The organism is Streptomyces sp. NPDC006384, assembly GCF_042870695.1.
GTDB lineage: Bacteria > Actinomycetota > Actinomycetes > Streptomycetales > Streptomycetaceae > Streptomyces.
Genome location: NZ_JBIAHR010000012.1, coordinates 185824 through 202162, shown reverse-complemented (window position 1 = coordinate 202162; position 16339 = coordinate 185824). Strand labels below are relative to the sequence as shown.

Below are 16339 nucleotides of genomic sequence, written 5' to 3'. Positions count from 1 at the left end.
GTAGCAAAGTTGGAGCCCCGTCAGGCGAGGGTGGATTCTAGGGATCGTCGCAACACGTGGTCGTGTTGATCGGGTCGCGAGCAGTTTATGCAGGCGCTCGGCTGGGGTTTCCCGGTCGGGCGTTTTGCGTGGTCGGCCGTTGATCGGCTCGGCGGTTCGTCCGTACTGATCTTTAACTGGTGTTGTCGGTCGGGGCGGCTCTTCGCACAGCAAGGGCGGCTGAGGTTCCCCGTTGCGCGGGAGCGGCTGATCAGCTGTTCAGGGCGGGTTTGGCGGGGTTTCAGGTTTGCTCGTTCGGCCGCTGCCTGCTCGGCGTAGTGCTGCTCCTCGAACTCGACGGGGCTGAGGTGGCCGAGGTGTTTCTGGATGCGCCGGCTGTTGTAGAACCTGTCGACGTACTCGAAGAGCGCGAGGTTCGCCTCGGCCCGGGTGGCGAAGGTGCGGCCGCGGAGACCCTCGGTCTTGATGAGCATCCAGAGGTTCTCCGCGAGGGCATTGACGCTCCTATAGCTGTCAACTCGTTGTGGGGGGCGTCTGTGGAGCAGGTCGAATCAGGTGGTAGACCTCGCGGATGACGTAGCGCTTGAGGCAGCGGATGATCTCGCGTTTCGTCTTGCCTTCGGCGGTGCGGCGGGCGACGTAGTCGATCGTAGGCTGGTGGAACCGCATGCGGACGATGACGGTGCGGTAGATCGCGGCGTTCAGCTGCCGGTGGCCGCCGCGGTTGCTGCGTGCCCGGCCGGACGGTCGACAGATCAACGCCAGGACACCCGTGGGGTCGGTCGTAAGCAAGAGTCAGACCGTCGCGGCCGGGGCTACCCGATCCTTGCGGGATCCGGTACGAAGAGACTGACAGTCGTACGAGTCCCCGACGGAGCCCATGGATGCTTCGATTCCCGCCCGTACCAGGCGTGTGGTGAGCTTCACGGATGTGTACTGACGCGCCGCCCCCGAGCTCAAGCAACGCCGGCGCACTCTGCAGCACGTCACCCTCAGTCCCGACCGGATCGGAGACATCGCCCGCGCTGCCATCGTCCTCGACGGAATCTGGAAATGATCACCGTTAAGAAAACGTCACTGCATGATCATTCCGCTGCTTCGGGTTCTCCCTGTTCGAACGCTGTGCGACAGCGTTCAACCTGGTCGGCCACCTCTTCCATGAACCAGCGCATGATCTCGTAGGGCACCACGCGTTCGTCAGGGCTGTAGACGCGGACGGTCGGTTCCAGATTCGGGTCCTCGTCCGGGACAAGCGCCACCAGGCAAGGAGAGCCGGGAAGGTGGGTCACCGCGGCGCCGGAGCCGGCCGGCGCAGGCCGGGCCTCGCTCAGTTCCACGGCCCAGGCATCGTCGGACAAGGCGTAGTGGAACAGGACGGCGTAGTGACGGCCTGCGTGTTCTCGCAGTTCCCATGGCATGCCAGCAGGCTGTCACAGCCGCTGCGCAGGAGTCTCACGGATATCCCGCGCTCATCCGGGTGCAACCCGGCCGGCGTTCGCGGGACGGCCCTTGGTCACCCGAAGCGTCGGCAGATCGCGCGAGTCGTAGCGGAGTTAGAGCTTCCGGGCTGTCGCCGGGGGGAGGGCGGTGGCGTTGCCGCCGGCCTTCATCGGGGTCGGCTCCGGGACGAGCGAGTCCTGGCCGGTCGCGGAGGGCGTGAGGCCCCCGTCACGCGGCAGACCGCCGCGTGACGGGAAGGCCCCTGCCCGCCGCGAGCCCCTCCGCGTGACGGGACCGGGGTCAGACCGCCGGGCGGTGCGCGGCCGTCGTGCCGAGGTGCGAGCTGAGCAGGTGCGCGTCGAGCAGCGCGGTGTCCGCGGTGCGGTCCGCACGCGCGTAGCCGGTCAGCATGCGCTTGGTCAGCACCAGCGCCTCCGGGGCGCGCCGTGCCAGTGCCCTGGTCCAGCCGTCGACGACCCGGTCCAGTTCGGCGAGGGGGGCGACCCTGTGCAGCAGCCCGAGCCGGTGGGCCGTCGGGGCGTCGAAGACCTCGCAGGTCAGCATCAGTTCACGGATGCGCGCGACGCCCGCCTCGGAGACCAGCCGGCCCATCGCCCCGCCCCAGGCCGGCGGCAGTCCGAGCCCCACCTCCGGCATCCGGAACCGGCAGGTGTCCGCGCCGGCCCGCAGGTCGCAGTAGGCGGCGAGGGCCAGTCCGGCGCCGATGACCTTGCCGTGCAGCCGGGCGACGGTCACGGCGTGGGACTCCTCCAGGGCCCGGCACAGCCGCTGCGCCTTGTCCAGCAGCCGCCGCAGCCCGGCCGGGCCGCCGGGGTCGTCGGAGAGCGCGGCGAGGTACTCCGTGCGGTCGGCCCCGGTGCAGAAGTCCGCACCGGCGGAGGCGAGGACGAGGACGCGGACGTCGGGCCGGTCGCGCAGGGCGTCGAGCAGGGCGATGAGGTCGTCGACGACCGCGGTGCTCAGTGTCGGGTCCGTGCCGTCGGGGTCGAGCAGGACCCGCAGGACGGGCCCGTCCTGCGTGACGTGCACGGCCTTGAAGCCGGTCATGGGGGCGAGGGCGGACACGCCGTCGAGGTGAGTGCTCATGCGAAGGAGACGTCCAGGCTCAGGGGGCGGCGGAACACCACGCGGGGCGCCATCGGCGGACGCCGTACGAGGGTGAGGCGGGGGAGACGGGTGACGAGGCTGCTCAGGAGGATCTGGGCCTCCAGGCGGGCGAGGGGGGCGCCGAGGCAGTAGTGGGCGCCCGCGCTGAAGGCGAGGTGCTGGAGGGAGCCGCGGCCGGGGTCGAACCGCTCGGGGTCGGGGTACTTGGCGGGGTCGCGGTGGGCGGCGCCGACCATGAGGTGGACCATCTCGTCCGCCGCCACGTCGAAGCCGCCCAGGGTCAGGTCCTTGCCGGCGACCCGGCTGATCACATGGGTGGGAGGGTCGTAGCGCAACGTTTCTTCAACGAAGGCGGGGACCAGGTCGGGGTGTGCGGTGAGCCGGTCCCACCACTCGGGTCTCTCGACCAGCAGCAGGGTCGTCGTGGAGAGCAGGGTGGAGGTGGTCTCCAGGGCCGCGAGCAGGACGAACAGGGCCAGGAAGTAGACGCCTTCGTCGGCCCGTTCCCGGTCCGGCTCCATCGCGTCCCAGGTGTCTATCCACCGGGACACGGGGTCGTCGCCCCGGTGGGTACGCCGGTGGCGTATCAGGTCCAGGAAGTACGTCCGCAGTTCCGCCATGGCCTCGTCGGAGCGGGCGAGCTGGCTGGCGGACGGCAGCAGCTCCTGGGTGAAGACCTGCTCGTGCGTCAGCTCGCACAGCCGCGGCCAGTCCCCGGACGGCAGCCCGAGCCAGTTGCCGACGGTGGCGACCGGCAGCCGCTCGCTGACCAGTGCGGCGAAGTCGGCCTCACCGTCGTGCAGCCGTTCGGCGAGGGAGTCGAGCAGGCCGTCCACGATCCCGCTCACCGTCCGGCCCAGGTCCTGGATGGTGGAGCGGTCGAAGGAACCTGCCGCCCGGCGCACCCGGGTGTGCTCGGGCGCGTTGAGCGCGGGCAGCGTGTGGCCGATCTCCCGCGCCGCAAAGGCGTTCCACCGGGTACGGGGCCCCTGCCGGGTCCGCCACGCCTGGTCCGGCTCCAGCCAGTCGCCGCTGCGCAGCACCCCGGCGCAGAGGTCGTACCCGGTGACGAGGAAACCGCCCCACGGCGCCGGACCGACCTCACCCATCGACCGCATCTCGGCGTAGAGGGGGAAGGGGTCGGCCTGTCCCCGCGCCGTACGCAGACGGGAGAAGAGACTGACCGTGGCGCGGCGGTCGGGGGCGAGAGTGGTCGCATTTCCCATGGAGAGAGCTCCTTTCACAGCAGAAGCCGCCATACGTACCCGTAAGTTGAATGCAACATCCAACAACTCAGTGGCCACACGCGAGACTTACGTCACTCGCCCTTGATCCACGCGACGAAGCTGCTGAAAAGGCCGGTTTTGCGCTGCGGCGCGGCGGAAGCCGCGGGCCGGGGCGTCGGTACGGCGGTCTGCGGGGACGCCGCGTCGGTCCGCTCCTCGGTGCGGGGCGGTTCGGGGGCGGCGGGCGCCGCGTGCGGGGTGAACCGGACCGGGAGGGTCACCAGGGCGCGGCTCCACGGCGCCGGGACCCAGGGCAGCTCCGGGAAGGGGACCCGCAGTTCGACGTCGGGCAGCCGGTTGAGCAGGGCCTCGACGGCGGTGACCGTCATCTGGAACGCCGGGTCCTTGGCGGGACAGGCGTGCGGCCCCGCGCCGAAGGCCAGGTGCGCCTTGCTGAGCTGCTCGCGGTGGCGCTTCAGCTTCGGGTCGGTGTTGGCCGCCGCGAACGAGATCAGGACCGGATCGCCGGCCCGCAGCGTCCGGCCCGCCAGCTCCACGTCCTGCGTCGGGTAGTGCCCGGCGTAGTTGGCGATCGGCGCGTAGTCCCACAGCGTCTGGACCACCGCGTCCTCCACGGGCAGGCCCGACCGCCACTCCTCGCTGAGATAGAGCGCGCTGCTGGTGCCGATGGCGGCCGTCAGGGGCGCCGTGCCGCCCGAGAGCAGCGTGACGAGCTGGTGCAGGACCTCCTCGTCCGTCAGCTCGGCGGAGTGCTGCATCAGACGGGTCGTCAGGTCGTCGCCGGGCCGGCGGTGCTTGAGGGCGATCAGCTCGGTGAGGGCGCCGCCCAGCACCTCGTCGGCGCCGGGGGTGCCGTCGAAGATGCCGCTGATGCCGACGACGACCCGGTCGCCCAGCTCGGGCGGGCAGCCGAACAGCTCGCTGAAGACGAGCAGCGGGAGCGGCTGGGCGTAGTCGGCCATCAGGTCCGCCTGGCCGAGCGGCTGCGTGTCGAAACGGCTGATCAGGTAGTCGGCGGACTGCTGGGTCTGCCGGACGAACTGCAGCTCGTCGATGGTGGCCAGACTGTCGGTGACCGCCCGCCGCAGCCGGGCGTGGGCCGCGCCGTCGCTGAACAGCGCGTTGGGGCGGTAGCCCATCATCGGCAGCGCCGGGCTGTCCTCGGGCACCCGGCCCTCGTTCAGCGCGTTCCAGCGGCGGGCGTCCCGCACGAACCACGCCGGGTTCTGCAGGAAGTACAGGGCCTCGTCGTAGCCGGTGACCAGCTCGACCTGGACCCCCGGCGCGATGTCGACGGGCGCGCTGGGACCCATCGACCGCAGGAGGTCGTAGTGGCGCTCGGGATCGGAGCCGAACTCGTTGCCGAACAGCTCGATGTTTCCGTGTGCGGGGCAGCCGGGGGGTATTTCATGGGGGGTGTTGGACTGCTGCATGCCGTGGCTCCTAGCCGAAATGGGTCATGAGGTGTTCCACGAGGGCGATGAGCGCCTTCGCCGACGACTGGCTGTCGCGGACGTCGCACTCCACGACCGGCGTGTCCGCGAGGAGGTTGAGCGCCTCGCGCACCTCGTCGAGCGGGTAGGCGGCGGTGCTGTCGAAGCGGTTGACCGCGATGGCGTACGGCAGACCGAACCGCTCCACCAGGTCGAGGACCGCGAAGCTCTGGTCCAGCCGGGAGGGGTCGACGATGACCAGCGCGCCCAGCGCGCCCCGGGACAGCGCCTCCCACATCTCCTTGAAACGCTCCTGGCCGGGCGTACCGAAGAGATAGAGGACGAGCGTGTTGCTGAGCGTGCGCCGGCCGAAGTCCATCGCCACCGTGGTGGTGGTCTTGTCGGGCAGCCCCGACAGATCGTCGAAGCCCTCGCTGGCCTCGGTGATCGTCTCCTCGGTGTGCAGCGGCTCGATCTCGGAGATGCTGCCGATGTAGGTGGTCTTGCCGACTCCGAAGTGGCCCACCACGAGCACCTTCACCGAGTGGGAGACATCCGGGTTCAGATACTCGGGCGCGTGGGAGACGGCACCGGGTTGCAGGTTCACGAAGGTCACGCTCCGAATTGGTTTCTCAGGCCGTCCAGCACCGCGCTGAGCAGCTCGCGGTCGACCCGTTCGGCGCGCGGAACGGGCTTCCTCACGAGGAGCAGACCGTCGTTGTCCAGCTGGGCCACCAGGATGCGCACGATGCCCAGCGGCAGACGGGTGTGGGCCGACACCTCCGCCAGCGACAGAAAACCGTCCGCGACCAGGTCGGTGACCTTGCGCGCCTCCGGGGAGAGCGTGCGGGTCGCGATGGCCGGGGCGTTCTGGGCGGTCACCAGGGTGGTGTGGTCGTACTCGTGGTCCGGGGGCAGCGCACGCCCCTCGGTGATCACGAACAGGGGTACTAACGACCCGGTCAGCTCCGGTCCCTCGTCGGGTTCCTCAGACATCGCCCCGCCTCTCCGCGTAGGTGCCCGCGCCCGTGGTCAGCGCGGGCACGGTTTCCGCCAGGCGCGTGGTGAAGTGGTCGATGTCGCAGTCGGGCGCGGCGGAGGCGGCCAGGAAGGCACCGTCGCCGGCCGCGATCAGGAAGATCCACCCGTGCGCGAACTCGATGACCGTCTGCCGCCACTCGAAGTCCGGGTCGCCCACGAACCGGGCGGTCGCCCGGCTGTAGGCGTGGATGCCCGTCATGGCCGCCGAGATGGTGTCGGCGAGGTCCTGACCCATGCCGGAGGAGGCGCCGCGCGGCAGACCGTGCGACCCCAGCAGCACCGCGTGCCGGGCGCCGGGCACCTCGGCGATCACCTTGTCCAGTTCCGGCAGGACGAAGCCCGCGGGGGCGGTTCCCGCCGGCGGCGCCGACGCGTCGTCCGTGTCCTCCTCGGCGTACTCGCCGTTCACCCTGGGCGGCGCCGTGAGGTTCTCGCCCAGCCGGGCGACGAGACGGTGCATACGGAAGGAGATCTGCTGGAGGTCGACGTCGGGCTCGGCGGCGGCGGCCAGGTAGGCGCCCTGCCCCGCGCCGATCAGGAAGGCCCAGCCCTCCGTGAACTCCACGACGGTCTGGTTCCACCGCCGTCCGGCCCCGGGACCGGCGAAGTGGGCGGTGGCCTTGGACAGCGCCTGCATACCGGACATGGCGGCGGAGATGGTCCGCACGTCCTTCTCGGCCAGGCCCTCGGTGGCGCCGCGGGGGATGCCGTCGGCGGACAGCACCACGGCGTGCCGTGCTCCCGGCACGTTGTCCACGATGTCCCGGACCATCCACGACATGTCAGTGTTCACGGCTCTTCAGACCCTTCGGGCGTCGGTGCGGCGAGGTTCCGGCCGCGGAGCGTGCCGCGCTGGAGGCCGCCCAGGCCGCGACGGGGTGCCCTGATGGGGGTGAGCGGACCGCTCTCGGCGGGCTGGACGCTCTCCACCGGTGCCTGGCGGGCCCCGCGCTTGGGCAGGCCGTGCGCCGTCCGCGCGGCGGCCTCCTCGTGGTCCTCGATACGCCGGATCCTGCGGACGGGGGCCTCCTCGGCGGGCGGCGGGGTGATCTCCTCCATGGTCCACAGCTCCTCGGGCAGCAGGACGACGGCCCGGACACCGCCGTAGCGGGAGACCCCGGTGACATCGACCTTGAATCCGTACTGACGTGCGATCAGGCCGATCACCGGGAAGCCGAACTTGGGCTGGGTGCCGAGCTGGGACAGCTGGGGCGGGGTGTCACCGGACAGCAGCGCGGTCGCCCTCTGGCGCTCCTCGTCGCTCATGCTGACGCCGGCGTCGTCGATGATGATGCACAGGTTCTTCTGGACCTGCTGGAAGGTCACCTCGATCGGTGCGTCCGCCTGGGAGAAACTGGCGGCGTTGTCCAGCAGTTCGGCGACGGCCAGGGCGACGGGTGCCACCGCGGACGCCTTCAGCGCCATGCCGTTGTGCTGCATGACCGTGACCCGCGAGTAGTTGCGGATCTGGCCCTGGGCGCTGCGGACGACGTCGTAGACGCTGGCCGGCTGGGTGCGGCGGCCCAGCGGGGCGCCGCACATGACCGCGATGCCCTGCGACTTGCGGGCCATCTGGGCGTTGGCGTGGTGGACCTCCAGCAGGTCGGCGAGGACGGGGTGCCCGCCGTACTTCTGCTGGATGCCCTCCAGGATCATGGTGGCCTCGGCCGTGAGGCTCTGCAGCAGGCGGGCGGCGCCCTTCAGCACCACCTTGGTGTTCTCCTCGGCCGTCCGCTCGGCCTCGCGGATGGCGGTGTCCTGATGGGCGAGGACCCGCCGCAGTTCGGCCTCGCTGCGGGCCAGGCTGCCCCGGGCCTCGCCCAGTTGCCGGGTGACCTCGGCGAGTTCCGCCTCCACCCGGCGCTTGCGCGCGTGCAGGGCTCTGCTGCGGATCATCAGTACTGCGGCCGCGCCGGCGGCAATGACCGCTGTCGCAACCAGGCACCATATGAGCACGTCTTGATTCATGGAAACCTTCCCGGCGCGTGGCATGCAGTCATCGGCGGACAGGCCCGGGGAATCCGTGTCACATCCGCTGGGAGCTGCATCACCGCTGTCGCGCGATGCACAGGCCGACCTCTCCTCAGCACCTAGGGTCCGTCGTCCGGATCGCGCCGCAGACGCGGGCCCCGGCGCACGGGCAGGCCCCGGGGTCTCCTGCGACCCGCCCCGGGCGGCAGGCCCTAGCCGAGTGGATCACGGTCGTGAACGCCGGAAGGCTATCACCGCGCGCCGCCTTGCAAGGGCGGCGCCCTCTATGCCCAAAAAGGCGGCAACGCGCCGGACGGGCAGGAATGTTGTGACGGGTTTCGGTCATCTCCTGGCTCGAAAGGGCCTGTTGGGCAACTCGCCTCGCATATGACACACAGAATTTCATGGAGAGGACGGGAAACTCTCATCAGAACGCGCTCCGAACGATGCTTTTGCGACCCGGTGGCTGGATCCGGACAGACCACAGCGCCGCTTGTCCCCACCCGGACCGGGTGGGGACAAGCGGCGCTGCGGGGGCGGGACTTCGCCGCCGGCCCCGAGGATCTGCCGACGTGCTCTTCCGGCCGTCCGGGGCGGAGGGCTCCGCAGTCCGGTGCCCGTCGCGGTCTCAGCCCGCGGTGACCGTCTCCCGGACGGTGCCGTCCGCACCGGCCACCAGTACCGGGGTCGCGGGGCCGCCGAGATCCCGGACCGCCGCCAGGTCCTCGGCCGGCACCGACTCCGCCTCCGTCACCACCGCCGCCGCCTCCAGCGACTTCGCCCCGGAGGCCACCGCCATCGCCACGGCCGTGCGCAGGGCGCTGAGCTTCAGGGAGTCCAGGTCGACGGTCCCGGCGACGTACGTGCGGCCGGTCTCGTCGCGTACGGCGGCACCCTCGGGGACGCCGTTGCGGGCGCGGGCCGAGCGGGCCAGGGTGACGATCTTGCGGTCCTCGGGGCCGAGGTCGGTGATGTCGGTCATGGACAGAGCATACGGAGGCACCACGCCGCCGGCCCCGGCGCCGGGTGCCTCCCCGCCGCCTCCGCGACAGCGCCGGGCGGCGCGGTCAGGGCCGGTCGAGGCGGAGCCGCTCCGCGCGGGGCAGGCCGGCGACGACGAGGTCGTACGAGTCCTCGATCAGCTCCCGGACGAGGCGGTCCGGGAGCGCGCCCGCCGGACCGCCGTCCACGGTCACCGTGTTCCAGTGCCGCTTGTTCATGTGCCACCCGGGGACGATCAGACCCGGGTGCTCGCCGCGCAGCCGGACCGCGTCGTCCGGGTCGCACTTCAGGTTGACGGTGAGCGGGCGCGCGTCCGGGAAGGACAGCGCGAACATCTTGCCCAGCACCTTGAAGACCGAGATCTCCGGGCCGAAGGGGAAGTCCTCCACCGCGGCCTCGAAGGACAGGCAGAAGTCGCGCAGCTCCCCGGGTGTCATGCGGACGCGCCCTCCTCGGCGGACCCGGCCGGGGCCACCGGCTCCACCAGCACCGTCACGATCTTGTTCCGGCGGCCCGCGGCGGCCTCCGCGGTCAGCCGCAGCCCGCGCCCGTCGGGCAGCTCGACGACCGAGGTGGCCCCGGCGATCGGCACCCGGCCGAGCGCCTTCGCCAGCAGCCCGCCGACGGTCTCCACGTCCTCGTCGTCGAACTCCTCCAGCCCGTACAGCTCGCCGAGGTCGCCGATGTCCAGCCGGGAGGTGACCCGGTAGCGGTCCTCGCCCAGCTCCTCCACGGGCGGCAGCTCACGGTCGTACTCGTCGGTGATCTCGCCGACGATCTCCTCGAGGACGTCCTCGATGGTGACGATGCCGGCCGTGCCGCCGTACTCGTCGATGACGACGGCGACGTGGTTGTGCTCCTTCTGCATCTCGCGCAGCAGGTCGCCGGCGTTCTTGGTGTCGGGCACGAAGAACGCCGGGCGCATCGCCGTGGACACCAGGTCGCCCTCCGCCTCCCGGCTGATGTGCGTCCGGCGCACCAGGTCCTTCAGGTACACGATGCCGACGATGTCGTCCTCGCTGTCACCGGTGACCGGTATGCGGGAGAAACCGGAGCGCAGGGCGAGGGTGAGGGCCTGGCGGACGGTCTTGTACCGCTCGATGACGACGAGGTCGGTGCGCGGCACCATGACCTCCCGCACCAGGGTGTCGCCCAGCTCGAACACCGAGTGCACCATGCGGCGCTCCTCGGCCTCGATCAGCGACTCCTTCTCGGCGAGGTCGACCAGCGCCCGCAGCTCCGCCTCGGAGGCGAAGGGGCCGCGGCGGAAGCCCTTGCCGGGGGTGAGCGCGTTGCCGAGGAGGATCAGCAGCGACGGGATCGGGCCCATCACCCGGTCCAGCGGCACCAGCACGTACGCCGCCGCCGTCGCCGTGTTCAGCGGGTGCTGGCGGCCGATGGTGCGCGGGGACACCCCGACGGCCACGTACGACACCAGCACCATCACCGCGATGGCGATCACCAGCGCCTCGCCGGTGCCGTCGAACTCCTTCAGGCAGGCGTAGGTGACCAGCGCGGCGGCGGCCATCTCGCAGGCGACGCGGACCAGCAGCGCCACGTTGAGATAGCGCGTCGGGTCGGCGGCGACCTTGGCCAGCCGGGCGCTGCCGCGCCGCCCCGAGCGCACCGCCTCCTCGGCGCGGAAGCTGGACACCCGGGCCAGGCCGGCCTCCGCGCACGCGGCGAGCCAGGCGACGACGACCAGGGCGACGGCGCCGGCGACGAGGGGGAGGCTCATGAGACGGTCGGGGCCGGGGACGGGCCGGTCAGGCCCTTCTCCGCACGCCAGCCGTCCACGATGGCGGCCTGCAGACCGAACATCTCGGCCTTCTCGTCGGGCTCCTCGTGGTCGTAGCCGAGCAGGTGCAGCACCCCGTGGACGGTGAGCAGCTGGAGCTCCTCGTCCATGGAGTGCCGCGTCGGCGCCTCCCTGCCCTGCCGCTCGGCGACCTCCGGGCAGAGCACGATGTCGCCGAGCAGCCCCTGCGGCGGCTCTTCCTCGTCCTTCGACGGCGGACGCAGCTCGTCCATCGGGAAGGACATGACGTCCGTCGGACCGGGCAGGTCCATCCACTGGATGTGGAGCTGCTCCATGGCGTCGGCGTCCACGACGATCACCGAGAGCTCGGAGAGCGGGTGGATGCGCATCCGCGCGAGCGCGTAGCGGGCGATGTCGAGGATCGCCTGCTCGTCGACCTCGGTTCCGGACTCGTTGTTGACGTCGATCGACATGGTCGCGCTGGTCTACTTCCCCTTGGCCTTGGCACCGCTTCTCGGTGTCCGGCCGCCGTTGTGGCCGCCGTTCTCGGTGCCGTTCCTGCTGTCGTACTGCTCGTACGCGTCGACGATACGGCCCACCAGCTTGTGCCGGACGACGTCGTGGGACGTCAGCCGGGAGAAGTGGACGTCCTCGACGTCCTCCAGGATGTCCTGCACCTGCCGCAGACCCGACTTCGTGCCGCCGGGCAGGTCGACCTGCGTGACGTCACCCGTGATCACGATCTTCGAGTCGAAGCCGAGCCGGGTCAGGAACATCTTCATCTGCTCGGGGCTCGTGTTCTGGGCCTCGTCCAGGATGATGAAGGCGTCGTTGAGGGTCCGGCCGCGCATGTACGCCAGCGGCGCGACCTCGATCGTCCCGGCCGCCATCAGCCGCGGGATCGAGTCCGGGTCGAGCATGTCGTGCAGCGCGTCGTACAGCGGGCGCAGATACGGGTCGATCTTCTCGTAGAGCGTGCCGGGCAGGAAGCCGAGACGCTCGCCGGCCTCGACCGCCGGGCGGGTCAGGATGATGCGGTTGACCTGCTTGGACTGCAGGGCCTGCACCGCCTTGGCCATCGCCAGGTAGGTCTTGCCGGTGCCCGCGGGGCCGATGCCGAAGACGATGGTGTGCTTGTCGATCGCGTCCACGTACCGCTTCTGGTTCAGCGTCTTGGGGCGGATCGTGCGGCCGCGCGAGGACAGGATGTTCTGCGTGAGCACCTGGGCCGGGGTCTCCTGGCCGTCGCTCTCCCCGTTCTCGCTCGCCTTGAGCATGGCGATCGAGCGTTCCACTGCGTCCTCCGTCATCGGCTGCCCCGTGCGCAGCACCAGCATCATCTCGTCGAACACGCGCTGGATCATGGCGACCTCATGGGCGTCGCCCACCGCGCTGATCTCGTTTCCCCGGACATGGATGTCGGCCGCCGGGAAGGCCGTCTCGATCACGCGCAGGAGGGAGTCGCCGGATCCCAGAACGGTCACCATGGGGTGCTGGGCGGGGACGGTGAACTGTGCTCTCGCCTGCCCCTGCGCGGGGGTGTGAGCTGAGGGTGTCTGAGTCATGGGCCGGCGCTCGAGGCCTGCACGTCCTCCTCTGCGGCTGGAACGCCGCGTGACGGGTGAGTCTGCTGTCTCCAGCGTACGACTCCCCGCCGACAGCACCCAGAGCTTTTGTACGACCGGCCTCCGGGAGCGGCCGCAACCCGGCCGGGAATCCCCGGCGCGGGGCGCGGACGTGCCCGGCGAAACGGGTGGGGGCGGCCCCGGTCGCCGGGGCCGCCCCCCCCCGGGCCGGTTCCGCGATGCGCGGATCACCCGCGCCCCTCACACCCGTCCCTCATCCCCCCAGGAGGCCGACGCCCCCACGCCTCGTCGGCGTCACGCCCCCTCCTTCAGCACCCGCGAGATCAGCCGGCGCTGCTCGTCCGTCAGCCGGGGGTCGGCCGCGTACACCGTCCTGCCGTCCACGGTGATCTGGTAGCTGAACCCGTCCGGCACCCCCACCGGCGGCGCTCCCCGCCCTTCGGCGACCGCCCGCTCGGCCAGGGCGTGCCACTCGTCCGCGTCGGGGCGTCCCGCGGTGTCGACCTCCGCGTGGCGTTCGATGCCCGCGAAACCTCCTGTGCGCCTCACCTGAATCCGCATGGGACCGTGTCTAGTACGGAACTACCGCGTGCGCACCCCGACCTGTTCCCAGCCCTTGCGCACCGCGTCCAGTTCGTCCGCGTCGCCGTAGCGCTCCCGGGCGGCCTTCACCGTCAGCGTCGCGAAGTCCGTGAACGACGCGTCCTGACGCAGCTCGCCCCCCGTCAGCACGTCGTACCAGATCTGGCCCGCCCGCTCCCAGGCGTGGCCGCCCAGCTCCGTGGCGGTGAGGTAGAAGGCGTGGTTGGGGATGCCGGAGTTGATGTGCACGCCGCCGTTGTCACGGCCGGTGCGCACGTAGTCGTCCATCGTCGCGGGCTGCGGGTCCTTGCCGAGCACGTCGTCGTCGTACGCCGTGCCCGGGGCCTTCATCGAGCGCAGCGCCACCCCCGTCACGCGCGGGGCGAGCAGCCCGGCGCCGATCAGCCAGTCGGCCTCGGAGGCGGTCTGGCCGAGCGAGTACTGCTTGATGAGGGCGCCGAAGACGTCGGACACCGACTCGTTGAGGGCGCCGGGCTGGCCGTAGTAGGTCAGGTTGGCGGTGTACTGGGTGACGCCGTGGGCCAGTTCGTGACCGATGACGTCGACGGGGATGGTGAAGTCGAGGAAGATCTCCCCGTCCCCGTCGCCGAAGACCATCTGCCGGCCGTCCCAGAAGGCGTTGCTGTACTCGCGGTCGTAGTGCACGGTCGCGTCCAGCGGCAGTCCGGCACCGTCGATGGAGTCGCGCGCGTACGCCTTCAGGAACAGCTCGAAGGTGGCGCCGAGCCCCGCGTAGGCGCGGTTGACCGTCGCGTCCTGGCCGGGTTCCTCACCCTCGCCGCGCACCTTGTGGCCGGGCAGGTCGGTGCCGTTCTGCGCGTCGAAGACCGTGCGGTGCGGCTTGCCGGCCTCGGCACCGGCGCGCGGGGCCGCCGCGGGGGCGCCGGTGACGGCGGTCAGGCCGCGCCGGGTGCGCTCGAAGGCGTCGCGCTGCAGCGTGCGGCGCGCGGGCCCGGCGAGCACGGGATCCTCGTGCTGGGCGAGCCGGTCGAGGACGTGGGGCGGAACGATGGTGCAGAAGACGGGCTCGAAGCCTTTGGTGGTCGCCACGCCTGCAACCATCGCAGTATGTAACGGAATTGTCACTAGTTGTAACCAGGATCGGTGAAACGCGTCCCCGGAAAGGCCCGGTGACCGGCGAGGAGTGGTATACGCCGCTTTTTGTCCCGGTTCCCTCCGTGGTCCCGCATACTGAAACGGACCCGCGTGACCGGCGTGGCTCGGCTAAGGTGCTGGGCATCATGCGTTTCGGGCTGCTTCTCCTTAGCTGCCGCGGCGAGGGCCTGTAGAGGCCGACTCCCTCCCCGCGGAGCTTGGTGGTGCCGTCGGCCGTCCTTCCGGACACGCGGACGTCGCGGAGACCGTGCCACCGCGGACATCACGAGGAGCTCACGCCATCATGGCCAACCGCCAGCAGCCCAGCCCCATGCCGACCGCCAAGTACCGAGGCTACGAGCAGGTCGACATCCCCGACCGCACCTGGCCCGACCGGCGCATCACCGCCGCCCCCCGCTGGCTCTCCACCGACCTGCGCGACGGCAACCAGGCGCTGATCGACCCCATGTCGCCCGCCCGCAAGCGCGCGATGTTCGACCTGCTGGTCAAGATGGGCTACAAGGAGATCGAGGTCGGCTTCCCGGCCTCCGGCCAGACCGACTACGACTTCGTACGCTCCATCGTCGAGGACCCGGACGCCATCCCGGACGACGTCACCATCTCCGTGCTGACCCAGGCCCGCGAGGACCTGATCGAGCGCACGGTGGAGTCCCTGAAGGGCGCCCGGCGGGCCACCGTCCACCTGTACAACGCCACCGCCCCCGTCTTCCGCCGCGTCGTCTTCCGCGGCTCCAGGGACGACATCAAGCAGATCGCCGTCGACGGCACCCGGCTGGTCATGGAGTACGCCGAGAAACTGCTGGGCCCCGAGACCGAGTTCGGCTACCAGTACAGCCCCGAGATCTTCACCGACACCGAGCTGGACTTCGCCCTGGAGGTCTGCGAGGCGGTGATGGACACCTACCAGCCCGGACCCGGCCGCGAGATCATCCTCAACCTGCCCGCCACCGTGGAGCGTTCGACGCCGTCCACGCACGCGGACCGCTTCGAGTGGATGCACCGCAACCTGTCCCGCCGCGAGTACGTCTGCCTCTCCGCCCACCCGCACAACGACCGCGGCACCGCCGTCGCCGCGGCCGAACTGGCCGTCATGGCCGGCGCCGACCGCGTCGAGGGCTGCCTGTTCGGCCAGGGCGAGCGCACCGGCAACGTCGACCTGGTCACCCTGGGCATGAACCTGTTCTCCCAGGGCGTCGACCCGCAGATCGACTTCTCCGACATCGACGAGATCCGCCGCACCTGGGAGTACTGCAACCAGATGGAGGTCCACCCGCGCCACCCGTACGTGGGCGACCTGGTCTACACGTCCTTCTCCGGCTCCCACCAGGACGCCATCAAGAAGGGCTTCGACGCCATGGAGGCCGACGCGAAGGCCAAGGGCGTCACCGTCGACGACATCGAGTGGGCCGTCCCCTACCTGCCGATCGACCCGAAGGACGTCGGCCGCTCCTACGAGGCGGTCATCCGCGTCAACTCCCAGTCCGGCAAGGGCGGCATCGCCTACGTCCTGAAGAACGACCACAAGCTGGACCTGCCGCGCCGGATGCAGATCGAGTTCTCGAAGATCATCCAGGCCAAGACGGACGCCGAGGGCGGCGAGATCACGCCCGCCGCCATCTGGGAGGTCTTCCAGGACGAGTACCTGCCCAACCCGGACAACCCCTGGGGCCGCATCCAGGTCGCCAACGGCCAGACCACGACCGACCGCGACGGCGTCGACACCCTCACCGTCGAGGCCACCGTCGACGGCGAGGAGACCACCCTGGTCGGCACCGGCAACGGCCCGATCTCGGCGTTCTTCCACGCCCTGCAGGGCATCGGCATCGACGTACGCCTGCTGGACTACCAGGAGCACACGATGAGCGAGGGCGCCTCCGCGCAGGCCGCCTCGTACATCGAGTGCGCCATCGGCGACAAGGTCCTGTGGGGCATCGGAATCGACGCGAACACGACGCGCGCCTCGCTGAAGGCGGTCGTCTCCGCCGTCAACCGCGCCACCCGCTGACCAGCCGA

General features: G+C 70.7%; 18 protein-coding genes. 1 reads left to right on the top strand and 17 read right to left on the bottom strand.

What is annotated here, in order from left to right; genetic code table 11:
* Nucleotides 1-20: 20 nt before the first annotated feature.
* The 17 genes from ACFYOJ_RS18870 to ACFYOJ_RS18790 form a co-directional block, all read right to left on the bottom strand.
* On the bottom strand, nucleotides 21-473 hold the full coding sequence (locus tag ACFYOJ_RS18870) for an IS3 family transposase (RefSeq protein ID WP_356556686.1): 453 nt from the start codon (nucleotides 471-473) through the stop codon (nucleotides 21-23).
* A gap of 40 nt (nucleotides 474-513) precedes the next feature.
* Nucleotides 514-792, bottom strand: a complete 279-nt coding sequence (locus ACFYOJ_RS18865) for a hypothetical protein (RefSeq protein ID WP_356556687.1) — start codon at nucleotides 790-792, stop codon at nucleotides 514-516.
* Between the two features lie 293 nt (nucleotides 793-1085).
* On the bottom strand, nucleotides 1086-1418 hold the full coding sequence (locus ACFYOJ_RS18860; RefSeq protein WP_356556688.1) for a hypothetical protein: 333 nt from the start codon (nucleotides 1416-1418) through the stop codon (nucleotides 1086-1088).
* 322 nt (nucleotides 1419-1740) lie between these two features.
* A complete protein-coding gene (locus tag ACFYOJ_RS18855; protein ID WP_356556689.1) occupies nucleotides 1741-2547 on the bottom strand; it encodes an enoyl-CoA hydratase/isomerase family protein in 807 nt (268 codons plus the stop codon).
* Nucleotides 2544-3794, bottom strand: a complete 1251-nt coding sequence (locus tag ACFYOJ_RS18850) for a cytochrome P450 (RefSeq protein ID WP_356556690.1) — start codon at nucleotides 3792-3794, stop codon at nucleotides 2544-2546. Before ACFYOJ_RS18850 ends, ACFYOJ_RS18855 begins: the two co-directional genes overlap by 4 nt.
* 92 nt (nucleotides 3795-3886) lie before the next feature.
* On the bottom strand, nucleotides 3887-5248 hold the full coding sequence (locus tag ACFYOJ_RS18845) for a cytochrome P450 (RefSeq protein WP_356556691.1): 1362 nt from the start codon (nucleotides 5246-5248) through the stop codon (nucleotides 3887-3889).
* A gap of 10 nt (nucleotides 5249-5258) precedes the next feature.
* On the bottom strand, nucleotides 5259-5789 hold the full coding sequence (locus tag ACFYOJ_RS18840; RefSeq protein ID WP_388597333.1) for an ATP/GTP-binding protein: 531 nt from the start codon (nucleotides 5787-5789) through the stop codon (nucleotides 5259-5261).
* Between the two features lie 71 nt (nucleotides 5790-5860).
* Complete coding sequence (locus tag ACFYOJ_RS18835) at nucleotides 5861-6244, bottom strand: DUF742 domain-containing protein (RefSeq protein ID WP_356556692.1); 384 nt, start codon at nucleotides 6242-6244, stop codon at nucleotides 5861-5863.
* On the bottom strand, nucleotides 6237-7061 hold the full coding sequence (locus ACFYOJ_RS18830; protein WP_356556746.1) for a roadblock/LC7 domain-containing protein: 825 nt from the start codon (nucleotides 7059-7061) through the stop codon (nucleotides 6237-6239). Before ACFYOJ_RS18830 ends, ACFYOJ_RS18835 begins: the two co-directional genes overlap by 8 nt.
* Nucleotides 7062-7078: 17 nt before the next feature.
* Nucleotides 7079-8185, bottom strand: coding sequence for an ATP-binding protein (locus ACFYOJ_RS18825; protein WP_356556693.1), 1107 nt, complete (start codon nucleotides 8183-8185; stop codon nucleotides 7079-7081).
* 703 nt (nucleotides 8186-8888) lie between these two features.
* Complete coding sequence (locus ACFYOJ_RS18820) at nucleotides 8889-9242, bottom strand: cytidine deaminase (protein WP_356556694.1); 354 nt, start codon at nucleotides 9240-9242, stop codon at nucleotides 8889-8891.
* 85 nt (nucleotides 9243-9327) lie between these two features.
* Complete coding sequence (locus tag ACFYOJ_RS18815; protein WP_356556695.1) at nucleotides 9328-9699, bottom strand: MmcQ/YjbR family DNA-binding protein; 372 nt, start codon at nucleotides 9697-9699, stop codon at nucleotides 9328-9330.
* Nucleotides 9696-11000, bottom strand: a complete 1305-nt coding sequence (locus tag ACFYOJ_RS18810) for a hemolysin family protein (protein ID WP_356556696.1) — start codon at nucleotides 10998-11000, stop codon at nucleotides 9696-9698. The genes ACFYOJ_RS18815 and ACFYOJ_RS18810 overlap by 4 nt, the downstream gene beginning before the upstream one ends.
* On the bottom strand, nucleotides 10997-11494 hold the full coding sequence (gene ybeY / locus ACFYOJ_RS18805; RefSeq protein ID WP_356556697.1) for an rRNA maturation RNase YbeY: 498 nt from the start codon (nucleotides 11492-11494) through the stop codon (nucleotides 10997-10999). The genes ACFYOJ_RS18810 and ybeY overlap by 4 nt, the downstream gene beginning before the upstream one ends.
* A gap of 12 nt (nucleotides 11495-11506) precedes the next feature.
* Entirely contained in the window at nucleotides 11507-12586 is a 1080-nt protein-coding gene (locus ACFYOJ_RS18800; RefSeq protein WP_356556698.1) for a PhoH family protein, read from the bottom strand.
* A 315-nt stretch (nucleotides 12587-12901) separates the two neighbouring features.
* A complete protein-coding gene (locus tag ACFYOJ_RS18795) occupies nucleotides 12902-13168 on the bottom strand; it encodes a protealysin inhibitor emfourin (RefSeq protein WP_356556699.1) in 267 nt (88 codons plus the stop codon).
* A 21-nt stretch (nucleotides 13169-13189) separates the two neighbouring features.
* Entirely contained in the window at nucleotides 13190-14260 is a 1071-nt protein-coding gene (locus ACFYOJ_RS18790; protein ID WP_356556700.1) for a M4 family metallopeptidase, read from the bottom strand.
* A 349-nt stretch (nucleotides 14261-14609) separates the two neighbouring features.
* Between ACFYOJ_RS18790 and leuA the strand changes: the two genes are divergently transcribed.
* Complete coding sequence (gene leuA, locus ACFYOJ_RS18785) at nucleotides 14610-16331, top strand: 2-isopropylmalate synthase (protein WP_356556701.1); 1722 nt, start codon at nucleotides 14610-14612, stop codon at nucleotides 16329-16331.
* Nucleotides 16332-16339: the final 8 nt, after the last annotated feature.